A 15,418-nucleotide genomic window follows, 5' to 3' on the forward strand; every position below is an offset into this window, starting at 1 on the left:
CTGACGGCGCTGCCCTTTTTTATACGCAGAGTTATCTTAACGCTTGCCGGACATCATGGAAAAACAACCTATTCCTCAGGCCGCGTCGCCCCTGGCTACGTGGCTTTCTTATCTGGAACATTTGCACAGTAAAACTATCGACCTCGGGCTGGCGCGCGTCAGCGAGGTGGCTGCGCGGATGGCGGTATTAAAACCTGCACCGTTTGTTTTTACGGTGGCGGGGACGAATGGTAAAGGGACGACCTGCCGTACCCTGGAATCGGTACTGATGGCGGCGGGCTTTAAAGTTGGCGTTTACAGCTCCCCGCATCTGGTGCGCTATACCGAACGGGTGCGCGTACAGGGTGAGGAGCTATCAGAGCTCGCGCATACGACCTCTTTCGCAGAAATCGAAGCGGCGCGCGGCGAGATTTCTCTGAGCTACTTCGAGTTTGGTACCCTTTCCGCGCTATGGCTTTTCCAGCAGGCACAGTTGGATGTGGTGATTCTTGAGGTCGGTTTGGGCGGTCGCCTGGATGCGACTAATATCGTCGATGCTGACGTGGCGGTAGTTACCAGTATCGCGCTTGACCATACGGACTGGCTGGGGCCAGACCGCGAAAGCATCGGCCGCGAAAAGGCAGGCATTTTCCGCGCAGGCAAACCAGCCGTCGTCGGTGAACCCGATATGCCGCTCACTATTACCGAGGTGGCGAGTGAAAAAGGCGCGCATCTCCTGCGCCGTGGCGTTAACTGGCGATATGACGCCAGCGCACAGAACTGGTCTTTCAGCGATGAAAGCGGCACGCTGGCCAATCTGCCGCTGCCGCTGGTACCGCTGCCGAATGCGGCAACCGCGCTCGCAGCCCTGCGTGCCAGCGGGCTCAAGGTTAGCGAGCAGGCGATTCGTGACGGAATTCAAAACGCGATGCTGCCGGGGCGTTTTCAGATAATCAGTGAGGCACCTCGGGTGATCCTTGATGTCGCGCACAATCCGCACGCGGCGGCGTATCTCGCCGGGCGTCTCAAAACCTTGTTGAAAACGGGGCGCGTGCTGGCGGTTATTGGTATGCTGCATGACAAGGATATCGCAGGTACGTTGGCAAATCTGCAGACGGAAGTTGACGACTGGTACTGCGCACCGCTGGAAGGGCCGCGCGGAGCCACGGCAGAGCAGCTGCTGGAACATTTACCTACAGGCAACGTCTATACTAGCGTCGCGCAGGCTTGGCATGCCGCGATGGCGGATGCCAGACCTGAGGATACGGTGCTGGTGTGTGGTTCATTTCACACGGTGGCGCATGTAATGGAAGAGATAGACGCGGGGAGAATCTGTGGCGAGTAAGTTTCAGAACCGTTTAGTCGGGACGATTGTGCTGGTGGCGCTGGGGGTGATAATCCTGCCAGGGCTGCTCGATGGTCAGAAAAAACATTATCAGGATGAGTTTGCCGCAATTCCGCTGGTGCCAAAACCGGGGGATCGTGATGAGCCGGATATGCTGCCTGCGGCAACTCAGGCGCTGCCTTCGCAGCCTCCTGAAGGGGCGGCGGAAGAGGTGAGAGCCGGAGACGCCGCCGCGCCATCGTTGGATCCATCGCGGATCCCGGTGAACAATAACAGTTTTGATGTGGTGCAGGAGCCGGTTGTCGCGCCAAAACCGCAGCCTCAGCCTAAACCTCAGCCGAAGCTGGTTGAGAAACCACAGCCGCAGCAGCAGGTCGCGGCGCAAGCGCCGACCCCTAAACCGCAGCAGCAGGCTGAAATTCCGGCACCGACCGGTAAAGCGTATGTTGTGCAGTTAGGCGCGCTGAAGAATGCCGATAAGGTCAACGAGATCGTCGGTAAACTGCGCGCTTCTGGCTTTAAAGTTTACACGTCGCCTTCGACGCCGGTGCAGGGTAAAATTACCCGTATTTTGGTTGGCCCGGATGCCTCAAGAGATAAGCTGAAGGGGCAACTTGGCGAACTGCAGCAACTTTCAGGACTTAGCGGCGTGGTGATGGGCTACAGCCCGAACTAACCCTCTCTTTTTTTAAAGAGAAGCGTGCTGAAACCCCTGTCTGACGCGCCCTGAAGAGGCGAAAGGCAGTATGGCGTTGAATGTTTTTTCAGCGCCATTTTTATTTCTGTAGGGCACGGAAATCCCTACGCAAACGTTTTCTTTTTCTGTTAGAATGCGCCCCGAACCGGACGACAGGGCGTAAAAATCGTGGGACGTATATGGTCTGGATTGATTACGCCATAATTGCGGTGATTGGTTTTTCCTCTTTGGTCAGCCTGATCCGCGGCTTTGTTCGTGAAGCTTTATCGCTGGTAACCTGGGGATGCGCTTTCTTTGTTGCCAGTCATTACTACACTTACCTGGCTGTCTGGTTCACGGGCTTTGAAGACGAACTGGTCCGAAATGGGATTGCTATCGCGATACTGTTTATCGCAACGCTTATCGTCGGCGCTATCGTTAACTTTGTGATAGGTCAGCTGGTGGAAAAGACCGGCCTGTCGGGTACCGACAGGGTGTTAGGGATCTGCTTTGGCGCCCTGCGCGGTGTGCTAATCGTCTCAGCGATTCTGTTCTTTCTCGATAGCTTTACCAGTATGGCGAAGAGCGAAGACTGGCAAAAGTCTGAGCTTATCCCGCAGTTCAGTTTCGTTATCAGATGGTTTTTTGACTATCTGCAGAGCTCGTCAAGTTTCTTGCCCAAAGCATAAGCGTTGGGATGTAGCTTAACGAGGAAAAGACGTATGTGCGGTATTGTCGGTATCGCCGGTGTTATGCCGGTAAACCAGTCGATTTATGACGCGTTAACGGTGCTTCAGCATCGTGGCCAGGATGCCGCAGGCATCATCACTATTGATGCGAACAACTGTTTTCGTTTGCGTAAGGCGAACGGGCTGGTGAGCGACGTGTTTGAAGCTCGCCATATGCAGCGTATGCAGGGCAATATGGGGATTGGTCACGTTCGTTACCCGACGGCGGGCAGCTCCAGCGCCTCCGAGGCTCAGCCTTTCTACGTCAACTCGCCGTACGGCATTACGTTGGCGCACAATGGTAACCTGACTAACGCTCACGAGCTGCGTAAAAAGCTGTTTGAAGAAAAACGCCGCCATATCAACACCACCTCTGATTCTGAAATCCTGCTGAATATCTTCGCCAGCGAACTGGATAACTTCCGCCACTATCCGCTGGAAGCAGACAACATTTTTGCGGCGATTGCCGCTACCAACCGCCAGATCCGCGGCGCTTACGCCTGCGTGGCGATGATTATCGGTCACGGTATGGTGGCCTTCCGCGACCCGAACGGCATCCGTCCGCTGGTGCTGGGTAAGCGCGATATCGGCGATGGTCGCACCGAGTATATGGTTGCTTCGGAAAGCGTGGCGCTGGATACGCTGGGCTTTGAGTTCCTGCGCGACGTGGCGCCTGGCGAAGCGGTGTATATCACTGAAAAAGGCCAGCTGTTCACTCGCCAGTGCGCAGAGAACCCGGTCAGCAACCCATGCCTGTTCGAATACGTCTACTTTGCGCGTCCGGACTCCTTCATCGACAAAATTTCCGTCTATAGCGCCCGCGTGAACATGGGGACTAAGCTTGGCGAGAAAATTGCCCGTGAGTGGGAAGATCTCGATATTGACGTGGTGATCCCCATTCCGGAAACCTCCTGCGATATCGCGCTGGAAATCGCCCGTATCCTCGACAAACCGTATCGCCAGGGTTTTGTTAAAAACCGCTATGTTGGCCGCACCTTTATCATGCCCGGCCAGCAGCTGCGCCGTAAGTCCGTGCGTCGTAAGCTCAATGCGAACCGCGCTGAGTTTCGCGGTAAGAACGTACTGCTGGTGGATGATTCCATCGTCCGTGGCACCACGTCAGAACAGATTATCGAGATGGCGCGTGAAGCCGGAGCGAAAAAGGTCTATCTGGCCTCCGCCGCGCCGGAAATCCGCTTCCCGAACGTGTATGGCATCGACATGCCGACGGCCAATGAGCTGATTGCTCACGGCCGTGAAGTGGATGAGATTCGCCAGATCATCGGCGCAGATGGCCTGATTTTCCAGGATCTGGACGATCTGATTGATGCGGTTCGCGCTGAAAACCCGGATATTCAGCAGTTTGAATGCTCGGTGTTTAACGGTATCTACGTCACCAAAGATGTTGATCAGCAGTATCTGGATTACCTTGATTCTTTGCGTAACGACGATGCGAAAGCGGTTCAGCTGCAGAACGAAGTCGAAAATTTAGAGATGCATAACGAAGGGTAATTCCTTTGGCAGAAAAAGCCCGCGGTTGTGAGATCGCGGGCTTTTTGGTTTTTAAGCCTCGTCGACCCAAATCCGCATTTCGCCTTCGCCGCGGTTGGCCCAGCTAAACCACGGAATAAAAGTTAAGATCTGTTTCTCTACCGCCGTCTGCCGATGGTCGAAGCTGTACAGCGGTTTATCCTGCTGGGCGGTCAGCACGCGAAGCCCTTCCGCTTGTAGCACGACTTTACCCTTCAGTACGCCAGTGCCCTGAATTTCTCGCAGCTCGCTCTCTTTTGGCAGCGACAGATTGTGCAGTTCGCTGCCGTTATCCACCTCTTCAAGACAGTAAACCAGCGGCCCGCGCTGAATAGCGACTTTACCTGCGTTGTGGCGCACCAACGGGTTGGCGTAGACGCGACGGATGGTCATCGGCAGATGCAGCGTAATGACGTCTCCTTGTTGCCACTGACGAGTGATATGCAGATAGCCTTTCAGTTGGTCGCCCTGTGCTTTTTCGCCGTTAACGAGCACCTCTGGGGCTTCACACCATTCAGGTAGACGCAGAGCCAGAGTATGTCGAATGGCCTGCGGGTTACTGAAGGTAATATTAACTTCTTCATCCCACGGGTAGTTACCGCTGATTTTCAGCGCCAGCGGCTGGTCGTTAATGGTGAACTGGGCTTCGCTTCCGGCGTAGAAATTGATAAATAGCGCGTCCTGGCGCGGGGTAAAAAGGTAGTGACCAATAGCGACCAGCGTGCGTGCGATGTTTGGCGGGCAACAGGCGCAGCCGAACCAGCGCTGGCGAACGGGCTTGATATGGTCGTAAATATGGTTATGCGGGATGCTCTTGGGGTGAGTTTCCAGCGGGTTAACGTAGAAGAAATGCTTACCGTCCAGCGCCATCCCGCCGAGTACCGTATTGTAGAAAGCGCGCTCCATGACATCGGCATAATGCGCGTCGCCTTCCATTTCCAGCATCCGGCGGGCGAACATCATCAGGCCAATTGAAGCGCAGCTTTCGCCGTAAGCGGTATCGTTAGGCAGATCGTAATCGCTGGTAAAGGCTTCGCCGATCCCCTGCGAGCCGATGCCGCCGGTAATGTACATCCGGCGCTGGACCGTATTGTTCCAGATCCGCAGGCAGGTCTGGCGTTTCTCCTCGTCATTGGTCATGCGGGCGATATGCGCCAGGCCGGTCATCAGATAAACCGACCGTACTGCATGACCAACCGCTTCACTCTGTTCGGAGAGCGGCTTGTGCGCGTGAGTGTAAGTTTTATCTTTTATCATCCCCGGCCAGGCATCGCCCCAGCCGATCCAGTGTCGGGTGCCGCCACGTTTTTCGAACTCAATATCGTAATAGTAAGGCTGCTTACCGCGTTCTTCGACGAAGAAGCAGGCCAGCGCCTGATAGCGGGGCTCCTGGGTGACTTCATACAGGCGCATTAGCGCCAGCTCGATTTCCGGATGCCCCGGATAGCCGCGAATCTGGCCGGGTTTTGGACCGAAAACGGTATCAATGTAATCGGCGAAGCGGCAGGAGATTTCCAGCAGCCGACGTTTTCCCGTGGCGTTATAAAAAGCGACCGCCGCTTCAAAAAGATGTCCGGCACAGTAAAGTTCGTGACATTCCGCAAGGTTAGTCCAGCGTTGGCCCGGCTCTTTGACGGTGTACCAGGTATTGAGATAGCCATCTTCACACTGCGCCTGCGCCAGCAGTTCAATCACTTCATCGGCGGTCTGTTCCAGAACTGTGTCAGGCTTCTGGCTCAAGGACCAGGCGACCGCCTCCAGCCATTTGGTGACATCACTATCCTGAAAAACCATACCGTAAAATTGGCCATCCTCTAATCCCGCAGCAATGCGGTAGTTAGCCAGCGCATGGCTTGGCTCCGCGTCAGGAATGTTGTCGTTAAGCGCTTCCCACTGATAGGGGATGACGACATCGCGAATCAGACGCTGATACTCCCCCAGGAAAGGGTCGGTAACGGTAATTCGGTTCAGGTCGGCTTCAATTACTTCAGACTGCATCATGTTTACCTCAGGAGATTTGACTATGTCTTTGGTGAAGATCGGTAGAGATACGTTTCATCATTGGGCCATTCAGGCGGCACTTCAGCAGGCACAGAGCCAGCACCAGATGGAAAATTGCTGGTACGACGCTTTGTAGCAGAGTGATGCCCTGAATCGAGGCGGCGGTCTGGTTTTCCAGACCAGGGCGGTAGGCGACCAAAATCAGCAGCAGGCTGATGATGCCGCCGGAGGAGGCCCAGGAGAGCTTGATGAAAAAGAGGTTAAAAGCGAAGTTCATCCCGGAAGATCGCACGCCGTTCTTCCATTCGCCGTAGTCATCGGCGAAGGCCATAATCGAGAAGTGCAGCGGCAGGGTGAAACCAAGCACGATATTGTTAATCAGGATACAGACCAGCCATAGCGTCTGGTGCTGCGGCCCGGTCGGCAGGAACCACATCGCCAGGCCGAAAACAACCAGCACCAGATTGGTGTGGAAGTACAGCTTGACCATATCGACGCGACGGGAAAGCGGGTTGACGATCACCGCGCCGATAATCGCTGCCAGCGTGACGATGGCAAAAAACAGCGACATAAAGCCAGCGCTGCCCTGTAGCGCATAGGAGATGAAGTACATATAGCCGCCGCCGCGGATACACAGAATATTCACCAGCAGGAAGGACATCACCAGCATCATGAGCAATTGGTCGTTCTTGCGCAGCCCTTGCAGATGCTGGCGCAAAGTGAACTTCCCGGCCAGCGACAAAGGCACGCGCTCTTTGACCCAGAAAAAGCACAGTAAAAACAATACCGCGCCAATCCCGCACAGTACGGTCACGCCATACTGGTAACCTTTGGCCAGATTGCCCTGACCAAAGAATTCGACCATCCACGGTAGCCCAACAGAGACCAGGAATCCGGCGATACCGCTTAAGACAAAGCGCCATGACTGGCAGGACATGACCTGATCGTGACGGTTGGTCATGGCGTTAATCAGCGCGCAGTAGGGGACGTTGTTGGCGGTATAGCCTACTGAGAGCAGGAAGTAGGTACCGAAGGCCCAGGCAATTTTCATGTTCGGGCTCATGTCCGGCACGGTAAACGTCAGGATCCCGATAACCGCGAGCGGAACGGCAGTCCATAGCTGCCACGGGCGAAAACGACCCCAGCGGCTGCGGGTCCTGTCAGCGATAACGCCCATAACCGGGTCAGACACCGCATCAACAATTCTCAGAGTAAAAAACATGACACCGACGATGGCCGGGCTAAGGCCAAATACATCGGTGTAGAAAAAAAGCAGAAAGCCGCTGATCAAATCAGAGATGCAGTGCCCACCAGCATCTCCCAGCCCATAGCCTATTTTTTCGCGGGTGGAGAGCGTTTCGCCCGCATCAACTATCCGCACATCAGTGTCCAGATTATCGGCAGTAGCCATAATCAATCCTTATTTTCTTAGCAGGGGGTAAGAGTTCAAAAGTCATTACGACGAATCTCTGACTATTTTTAGTAAACTTGTTTCGTCGAGAAGCGTAGATCTGATCCAGTCATGCTGTACACGTCTTGCTTTTAGGCTTGTGATTACGATCTTTATTTTTACTATAAATAATTTTTTAATGCCGATCTTGATCACAATTAGCCGTGTGTAAAGCGATTTCATTTTCATTTTTTGGATAAACTAACCTTAATTTCTACGAGAGAAGGTCAGGGTGAAATGCATTTAGGAATGGATATCGGCGGCACAAAAATTGAAACTGTTGTGCTGGATAGCTCGGGTTCCGTGGTCTGGCAGCAGCGGGTTTCGACGCCGAAAGCGAGCTTTGAACAGTTCTTGCAGGGCGTCATTGGCGAAGTACAGCGGGCGCAGGATAAAGCAGGAGAAAAGATCAGCCTGGGTATCGGTTTACCGGGGGCGATTGAAGCGGATTCTTGTTTAGTAAAAAATTCAAACATACAGGTTGTTAATGGCCACCCGCTGCGTGATATCCTGAGCAATTATTTTGCTCAGCCGGTTGCGGTGGTTAACGATGCCAACTGTTTTGCGCTCTCTGAAGCGATAGATGGCAGCGGTACCGGTCACGAAGTCGTATTTGGGGCAATACTCGGTACCGGCTGCGGTGGTGGCGTAGTCGTTCATCAACGTTTATTAACGGGGCCGAATGCTTGTAGCGGCGAATGGGGACATAATCCTTTGCCGCACTATTCGGTTGAAAAAGACGGGCCCTCGCATCTGTGTTACTGCGGCCAGCATAACTGCGTGGAGTCGTTCATTTCCGGTAGCGGGCTGGCACGACAGTTTCGCTTGTTAAACGAGGGGGCCGGAACCGCCGAAGATCTGGTGCGGCGGATGCGTGAAGGGGGTCCTGAAGCGATCCTTCTGTGGCGTCGCTTCCGCAATCAAGTGGCGCGCGCTTTCGCCAATATTGTCAACGCGATCGATCCTGATGTGATTGTGATAGGTGGAGGGCTTTCGGGCGTGAGTGAGCTATATAGCGATTTATCGGCTGAGATGGCACAGTACGTATTTGGTGGGCGCTGCGTAACGCCAGTTCTGGCGGCGAAGCATGGAGACAGCAGCGGCGTACGCGGTGCCGCATGGGCTGGAGAGCAGGCGCTGAAAGGATAATCGGCATAAATCCCGTAAAACAGGTGAAAACGAACGGAATGGCAAAAAAGACCAGAATTAAAGATATTGCGACGGCCTGCGGCGTTTCGATTGCCGCGGTCTCCAGGGCATTGAAGGGGCAGCCGGGGCTTAGCGAAGAGACTCGCCAGCGGATCCTGTCGATAGCGGAAGCAGAAGGTTATGATTTTACCCGCTTGCGCAGCGGGCGTATCAAGCGCCTGCTTTTTCTGCTGCACCGGGAACACAATATCGCTAGCGCGTTGCCGTTCTATTCGACCGTGATGCTCGGCGTGGCTGATGCCTGTAGAGAAAACGAAATTGCCATGAGCTTCCAGCCCATTGGTCCAGGAGATTCAGTTGGCGAGCTGATTAATTTGCATCAACCGGATGCGCTGATCTGTGCGGGCTATCTGGAAGCTGAGGTTCTGGCGGAGCTAAGGAAAACAGCATTACCTGTCGCCCTGGTCGACCTGTGGGCGGCGGATTTCCCGTGCGTGAATCCTGATAACTATCACGGCGGTTTTGTTGCCACTCGCCACCTGCTGGAACAGGGAAGAAAGCGCATTGCTTTGCTGGGCCATTCGCAGCGTCATTACAGTATTCGCCAGCGCACTGAGGGCTATCAGCAGGCGCTGTTTGATGCCGGAATCTCTCTTTCTGCGGATTATCGGGTCGAGGTTCCGCCGGTCAAGGAGATAGAACAGGCGCTGGTGGAAGGTATGGAGAAGCTGCTGGCGCTGCCGCAGCCGCCGGATGCTATCTTTGCTTATAACGATATGGCGGCGTTGGTGGCCATGCGGGTCTGCGCACGCAAGGGGATCAAGGTTCCGGAAGAGATGGCGATTGTCGGTTTTGATGATATTGAAGCCGCTGCCTGGGCATACCCGCCGTTAACCACGGTGGCTATTGATAAGCGTGAACTTGGTCGCGATGCGTTTCGCCTTTTACTGAGCGATGAGGGTGAGAGAAACCTGCTTTTGCCGGTACGGCTGGTGGTTCGTGAAAGCTCGTTGCGGTTGCGTCCGGAAGCATAATCCGGCAAAGTCTGCGCCATTGTGTGAAGGGGGCAATCATCGTGAAGCGACTCATTATTGGTATTTCCGGCGCCAGCGGCGCAGTTTATGGCGTGCGGTTGCTCCAGGTTTTGCGCGATGTTCCAGAGGTTGAAACTCACCTTATTTTAAGCCAGGCCGGGCGGCAGACGCTGGCGCTTGAGACGGATTATTCACTGCGTGAGGTGCAGGCGCTAGCCGATGTGGTGCACGATGCTCGCGATATCGCTGCCAGCATCTCTTCCGGCTCTTTTAAAACCGCCGGAATGGTGATACTGCCGTGCTCAATGAAAACCCTTTCCGGCATTGTTCATAGCTATACCGATGGTCTGCTGACCAGAGCCGCGGACGTGGTGCTCAAAGAGCGGCGCCCGCTGGTGCTGTGCGTGCGGGAAACGCCGTTCCACCTTGGCCATTTGCGTCTGTTGGTTCAGGCTGCGGAAATGGGGGCGGTGATTATGCCGCCGGTTCCTGCGTTCTATCATCGTCCGCAAACGCTCGATGATGTGATTAACCAGACGGTCAATCGCGTTATCGATCAGTTTGATATCTCACTTCCGGAAGACCTCTTTACCCGCTGGCAGGGTGTGTAGGGCGCACTAACATAGTGCGCTATCTTCACAATTGCGCTCCTGCAGTGCAATTTTGTCGCCTCGATCAAATCCTCAACATTTAATTTGTTTTTTTGCGCTCCGGTACTGCGGTTTATCCACTATTGCTGGTATCTTCCCTTTTAAGACAAACTTGCAACCTTTATTTAACAAATTTAACGCCGTTTCCAGCACGCACTGAGAAAATGGCATAAAACGTGCAAGATTTTGTCGGCAGCACAAATAACAAGACAACGCATCGCATAACAACATCACGACACTTAAGGGTAACCTATGAAGAAGACGGTCCTGGCTCTCTCTTTAATGATGGGAATTTGCAGCGCATCCAGCGCATTCGCCGCGCTGCCGCAGAGTATTCGCATTGGCACCGACGCCACCTACGCACCTTTTTCCTCTAAGGATGCAAAAGGGGATTTCGTGGGTTTTGACATTGATTTAGGTAATGAACTCTGTTCGCGTATCAAAGTGAAATGTACCTGGGTAGGCAGCGATTTTGACTCCCTGATCCCGTCGCTGAAGGCGAAGAAAATCGACGCCATCATCTCTTCGCTGTCGATTACTGAGAAACGCCAGCAGGAAATCGCGTTTTCTGACAAGCTCTACGCGGCTGACTCCCGCCTGATTGCTGCCAAAGGCTCGCCGATTCAGCCGACCCTGGAATCCCTGAAGGGTAAACATGTTGGCGTACTCCAGGGCTCCACGCAGGAAGCCTACGGTAATGAACGCTGGCGTAGTCACGGCGTGGATGTCGTGGCTTATCAGAACCAGGACTTAATCTACTCCGATCTTGCTGCAGGCCGTCTGGACGCCGCATTGCAGGATGAAGTGGCCGCCAGTGAAGGCTTCCTCAAGCAGCCTGCCGGTAAAGATTTTGCATTTGCCGGTCCTTCCGTGAAAGACAAAAAATTCTTTGGTGATGGTACCGGCATCGGCCTGCGTAAGGACGATAGCGAGCTGAAAGCGGCTTTTGATAAAGCGCTGGCTGATATTCGCAAAGACGGAACCTACGACAAAATGGCGAAGAAATATTTCGACTTCAACGTTTACGGTGACTAAGACGCCAGCTGGCCCGGATTCCGGGCCAGCTGCATCTATTTCTGCCCATTATTGGTGCATTTGCACTTTATGTGGATCAATTTGGTGCAAAAAAGTGAGCGCGGCATGATAAAAAGTGCATAGTTAAGCGTTTCAGATGCGAAAAAATTTGCTTTCCGGCGCAGAATGTTTTGCCTTACCGGGGCGAATAATGGCACGATAACTGCCGTAAGTACTTCTAATAAATCCGTTAGAATGACAGTCTGTTGAGGATAGTTATGAAAAAACTGGCGTTGTCTCTCTCTTTAGCGCTGGCCCTTTCCAGCGTTTCCACTGTATTCGCAGCAATTCCGCAAAAAGTCCGTATCGGTACCGATCCTACTTACGCCCCGTTCGAATCAAAGAATGCACAGGGTGAATTGGTTGGTTTTGACATCGATCTGGCAAAAGAACTGTGTAAGCGCATCAATACGCAATGTACCTTCATTGAGAACCCGCTGGACGCGCTGATCCCTTCTTTAAAAGCGAAGAAAATCGACGCAATTATGTCCTCGCTTTCAATTACCGAAAAACGCCAACAGGAAATTGCTTTCACTGACAAACTTTACGCTGCTGATTCCCGCCTTGTGGTGAAAAAGGGCAGTGATGTCACGCCTGACCTTACGAAGCTGAAAGGCAAGCGCGTTGGTGTTCTGCAGGGCACCACTCAGGAAACCTACGGCAACGAGCACTGGGCACCGAAAGGCATTGAAATCGTCTCCTATCAGGGACAGGACAATATCTATTCCGATCTGACCGCAGGGCGTATTGATGCGGCTTTCCAGGATGAAGTTGCCGCCAGCGAAGGCTTCCTCAAACAGCCCATCGGTAAAGATTATCAGTTTGGCGGCCCGTCCATTAAAGATGAGAAGCTGTTTGGCGTCGGCACCGGCATGGGGCTGCGCAAAGACGATAACGAACTGCGTGAAGCGCTGAATAAAGCCTTTGCCGAGATGCGTAAAGACGGCACCTACGACAAGCTGGCGAAGAAATACTTTGATTTTAACGTGTACGGCGACTAACTATCTCGCGTACCCCATCGCGCGTAATTTAGCGCGCGATGGTTGATGACAGACAGGGCAGACAGCATGCTGTACGGGTTTTCTCAGGTTATTTTTCAGGGCGCGCTGGTCACCCTTGAGCTGGCGTTAAGCTCGGTTGTTCTGGCGGTGCTTATAGGACTGGCGGGCGCAGGAGCTAAGCTTTCCAACAATCGCCCGTTAGCGCTGATTTTTGAAGGCTATACCACCTTAATCCGCGGCGTACCCGATCTGGTGCTTATGCTGCTGATTTTTTACGGGCTGCAGATTGCGCTTAACAGCGTGACCGACGCGCTGGGTCTGGCGCAGTTTGATATCGACCCGATGGTGGCGGGGATTATCACGCTGGGCTTTATTTACGGGGCCTACTTCACTGAAACCTTCCGTGGCGCCTTCCTGGCGGTGCCCAAGGGGCATATTGAAGCGGCGACCGCTTTTGGTTTCAGCGGCGGGCAAACTTTTCGCCGCATCCTGTTTCCGGCAATGATGCGCTATGCGCTTCCCGGCATAGGTAACAACTGGCAGGTGATCCTCAAAGCGACCGCGCTGGTCTCATTGCTCGGGCTGGAAGATGTGGTCAAGGCAACCCAGCTTGCGGGTAAAAGCACCTGGGAGCCCTTCTACTTCGCTATCGTTTGTGGCCTGATTTATCTCGTATTTACCACGGTTTCCAATGGTGTGCTGCTGATGCTTGAACGCCGTTATTCTGTCGGCGTGAAGAGGGCTGACCTGTGATTGAAATTATTCAGGAGTACTGGAAATCCCTGCTGTGGACCGACGGCTACCGCTTTACCGGGGTGGCGATTACGCTCTGGCTGCTCGTTTCGTCAGTGGTGATGGGCGGCATTCTGGCGGTGTTCCTCGCTATCGGTCGGGTATCGAGTAATAAATACATCCAGTTTCCCATCTGGTTATTCACCTACATTTTTCGCGGCACGCCGCTGTACGTCCAGCTACTGGTGTTTTATTCCGGGATGTACACGCTGGAGGTTGTGAAGGGGACTGAACTGCTGAACGCCTTTTTCCGTAGCGGTCTGAATTGTACGGTGCTCGCCCTAACGCTGAATACCTGCGCTTATACCACCGAGATTTTCGCCGGGGCGATTCGTTCGGTGCCTGCCGGAGAGATAGAAGCGGCGCGAGCCTACGGTTTTTCATCGGTTAAAATGTACCGTTGTATTATTTTGCCTTCCGCGCTGCGCATTGCCCTTCCTGCTTACAGCAATGAAGTGATTCTGATGCTGCACTCCACCGCGCTGGCCTTTACCGCCACGGTGCCGGACTTATTGAAAATAGCCCGTGATATTAACTCGGCAACCTATCAGCCTTTTACCGCATTTGGTATTGCCGCAGTACTCTATTTAATTATCTCGTATGTGCTGATTAGCTTGTTCCGCAAGGCGGAAAAGCGCTGGTTGCAGCATATCAAACCCTCTTCGACGCATTGAGAACGCCATGTCCGACAATAAATTAAATGTAATCGATCTCCATAAACGTTACGGCGAGCACGAGGTGCTGAAAGGTGTTTCGCTGCGGGCGAAAGCCGGGGACGTTATCAGTATTATCGGTTCATCAGGTTCCGGTAAAAGTACTTTTTTGCGCTGCATTAACTTTCTTGAAAAGCCCAGCGAAGGAACGATTGTCGTTAACGGGCAAAACATTGGTCTGGTTCGCGATAAAGACGGCCAGCTAAAGGTCTCTGATAAGAACCAGCTACGCCTGCTGCGCACTCGTCTGACGATGGTATTCCAGCATTTCAACCTGTGGAGTCACATGACGGTGCTGGAAAACGTGATGGAAGCGCCGGTTCAGGTGCTGGGCCTCAGTAAGCAGGAAGCGCGCGAGCGGGCGGTGAAATATCTGGCAAAAGTGGGTATTGATGAACGCCAGCAGATAAAATATCCAGTACACCTCTCCGGCGGCCAGCAGCAGCGCGTTTCCATCGCCCGCGCGCTGGCGATGGAGCCTGACGTGCTGCTGTTTGATGAACCGACTTCGGCGCTCGATCCTGAACTGGTGGGCGAAGTGCTGCGTATTATGCAGCAGCTGGCGGAAGAGGGGAAAACAATGGTCGTTGTCACTCATGAAATGGGCTTTGCGCGCCACGTTTCCTCGCACGTGATCTTCCTGCATCAGGGCAAGATTGAAGAAGAAGGGCACCCTGATGAAGTCTTCGGCAATCCGAAAAGCCAGCGCCTGCAGCAGTTTCTGAAAGGTTCTTTGAAGTAACATCAACCCTGACCCGGCGGAATACTCTCCGCCGGGACGGCTAGCGCTCGAGCCGATACACCCAGTCATCGTAATCTATTCCATTTAGATGGTAAGCTTTTTCGAGCACCTGAATGCGGATAAAACCCTGTTTTTCCAGCAGGCGGGAAGATCCTGAGTTAGTGCCTAACACCCATGCATTAATCGCCTGAACGCCGAGTTGGTTAAATCCGTAATCGCAAATGGCTTGTAGCGCTTCGCGGGCGTACCCCTGTCCCTGCGCTTCGGGAAGAAGGGCATAACCCACGTCTGCTTCATGCGGGTTTTTACTGCTGATGCGCAGGCCGATGTCACCCATTGCCGCGCCGCTGGCATCGCGTAAAACGAACACGCCGGGATCCGCGCAGCGGGACTCAAATAGCGCCCGCAGCGCCGACTCTTCAAGAACCTCCCCCATATAGCGCATTACTTGCGGATCCTGCCGTAAACGCAGGAAAAAAGGCCAGTCTGATGCGTTAAATGGAGAAAGGCGCAGGCGTAGTGTGGTGAGTGTTATCATAAAGCAGGCCATCAAG

15 protein-coding genes and 1 pseudogene are annotated in these 15,418 nt (G+C 53.7%); 12 read left to right on the forward strand and 4 right to left on the reverse strand.

Annotation, left to right across the window (positions count from 1 at the left end; all coding sequences use genetic code 11):
• The first annotated feature begins 55 nt into the window (after nucleotides 1-55).
• The 4 genes from folC (at nucleotide 56) to purF (ending at nucleotide 4,240) form a co-directional block, all read left to right on the forward strand.
• A complete protein-coding gene (gene folC / locus FN082_RS16205; RefSeq protein ID WP_142981923.1) occupies nucleotides 56-1,324 on the forward strand; it encodes a bifunctional tetrahydrofolate synthase/dihydrofolate synthase in 1,269 nt (422 codons plus the stop codon).
• Nucleotides 1,314-2,000: a cell division protein DedD gene (gene dedD, locus FN082_RS16210; RefSeq protein WP_142981924.1), complete on the forward strand. Its 687-nt coding sequence runs from the start codon at nucleotides 1,314-1,316 to the stop codon at nucleotides 1,998-2,000. The genes folC and dedD overlap by 11 nt, the downstream gene beginning before the upstream one ends.
• Nucleotides 2,001-2,200: 200 nt before the next feature.
• A complete protein-coding gene (gene cvpA, locus FN082_RS16215) occupies nucleotides 2,201-2,689 on the forward strand; it encodes a colicin V production protein (RefSeq protein WP_139539191.1) in 489 nt (162 codons plus the stop codon).
• 33 nt (nucleotides 2,690-2,722) lie between these two features.
• Nucleotides 2,723-4,240, forward strand: coding sequence for an amidophosphoribosyltransferase (gene purF, locus FN082_RS16220; protein ID WP_142462018.1), 1,518 nt, complete (start codon nucleotides 2,723-2,725; stop codon nucleotides 4,238-4,240).
• Between the two features lie 51 nt (nucleotides 4,241-4,291).
• Here purF and FN082_RS16225 read toward each other — a convergent pair whose 3' ends face one another.
• Both FN082_RS16225 and FN082_RS16230 read right to left on the reverse strand, forming a co-directional pair.
• Nucleotides 4,292-6,259 (reverse strand): glycoside hydrolase family 127 protein, encoded by a 1,968-nt coding sequence (locus FN082_RS16225; RefSeq protein WP_142981925.1) that lies wholly within the window; start codon nucleotides 6,257-6,259, stop codon nucleotides 4,292-4,294.
• 7 nt (nucleotides 6,260-6,266) lie between these two features.
• Nucleotides 6,267-7,670 carry an MFS transporter gene (locus tag FN082_RS16230; RefSeq protein WP_142981926.1) on the reverse strand — a complete coding sequence of 468 codons (1,404 nt, stop codon included), beginning with the start codon at nucleotides 7,668-7,670 and terminating at the stop codon, nucleotides 6,267-6,269.
• A gap of 276 nt (nucleotides 7,671-7,946) precedes the next feature.
• On the opposite strand from FN082_RS16230, the gene FN082_RS16235 reads away from it, so the two are divergent.
• Genes FN082_RS16235 through FN082_RS16245 form a run of 3 tightly spaced genes read left to right on the forward strand, consistent with a single transcriptional unit; the run spans nucleotide 7,947 to nucleotide 10,503 of the window.
• Complete coding sequence (locus tag FN082_RS16235; RefSeq protein WP_142466843.1) at nucleotides 7,947-8,858, forward strand: ROK family protein; 912 nt, start codon at nucleotides 7,947-7,949, stop codon at nucleotides 8,856-8,858.
• A gap of 38 nt (nucleotides 8,859-8,896) precedes the next feature.
• Nucleotides 8,897-9,892 carry a LacI family DNA-binding transcriptional regulator gene (locus FN082_RS16240; RefSeq protein WP_139539186.1) on the forward strand — a complete coding sequence of 332 codons (996 nt, stop codon included), beginning with the start codon at nucleotides 8,897-8,899 and terminating at the stop codon, nucleotides 9,890-9,892.
• A gap of 41 nt (nucleotides 9,893-9,933) precedes the next feature.
• Nucleotides 9,934-10,503: a UbiX family flavin prenyltransferase gene (locus tag FN082_RS16245; RefSeq protein WP_139539185.1), complete on the forward strand. Its 570-nt coding sequence runs from the start codon at nucleotides 9,934-9,936 to the stop codon at nucleotides 10,501-10,503.
• A 112-nt stretch (nucleotides 10,504-10,615) separates the two neighbouring features.
• Here FN082_RS16245 and FN082_RS30490 read toward each other — a convergent pair.
• Nucleotides 10,616-10,765: pseudogene (locus FN082_RS30490) on the reverse strand (hypothetical protein).
• A 29-nt stretch (nucleotides 10,766-10,794) separates the two neighbouring features.
• Between FN082_RS30490 and argT the strand changes: the two are divergent.
• The 5 genes from argT to hisP all read left to right on the forward strand — a co-directional run bounded on the left by argT (nucleotide 10,795) and on the right by hisP (nucleotide 14,864).
• Nucleotides 10,795-11,577 carry a lysine/arginine/ornithine ABC transporter substrate-binding protein ArgT gene (gene argT / locus FN082_RS16250; RefSeq protein ID WP_139539184.1) on the forward strand — a complete coding sequence of 261 codons (783 nt, stop codon included), beginning with the start codon at nucleotides 10,795-10,797 and terminating at the stop codon, nucleotides 11,575-11,577.
• Between the two features lie 257 nt (nucleotides 11,578-11,834).
• Complete coding sequence (hisJ, locus tag FN082_RS16255; RefSeq protein WP_139539183.1) at nucleotides 11,835-12,617, forward strand: histidine ABC transporter substrate-binding protein HisJ; 783 nt, start codon at nucleotides 11,835-11,837, stop codon at nucleotides 12,615-12,617.
• Nucleotides 12,618-12,683: 66 nt separating this feature from the next.
• Entirely contained in the window at nucleotides 12,684-13,370 is a 687-nt protein-coding gene (locus FN082_RS16260; RefSeq protein ID WP_004852884.1) for a histidine ABC transporter permease HisQ, read from the forward strand.
• Nucleotides 13,367-14,083, forward strand: coding sequence for an ABC transporter permease (locus FN082_RS16265; protein ID WP_139539182.1), 717 nt, complete (start codon nucleotides 13,367-13,369; stop codon nucleotides 14,081-14,083). The genes FN082_RS16260 and FN082_RS16265 overlap by 4 nt, the downstream gene beginning before the upstream one ends.
• A gap of 7 nt (nucleotides 14,084-14,090) precedes the next feature.
• Entirely contained in the window at nucleotides 14,091-14,864 is a 774-nt protein-coding gene (gene hisP, locus FN082_RS16270) for a histidine ABC transporter ATP-binding protein HisP (RefSeq protein ID WP_139539181.1), read from the forward strand.
• A 40-nt stretch (nucleotides 14,865-14,904) separates the two neighbouring features.
• Here hisP and FN082_RS16275 read toward each other — a convergent pair whose 3' ends face one another.
• Nucleotides 14,905-15,402: a GNAT family N-acetyltransferase gene (locus tag FN082_RS16275; RefSeq protein WP_139539224.1), complete on the reverse strand. Its 498-nt coding sequence runs from the start codon at nucleotides 15,400-15,402 to the stop codon at nucleotides 14,905-14,907.
• Nucleotides 15,403-15,418: the final 16 nt, after the last annotated feature.

Origin of the sequence: Klebsiella spallanzanii, from assembly GCF_902158555.1 — a bacterium.
Taxonomy (GTDB): domain Bacteria; phylum Pseudomonadota; class Gammaproteobacteria; order Enterobacterales; family Enterobacteriaceae; genus Klebsiella; species Klebsiella spallanzanii.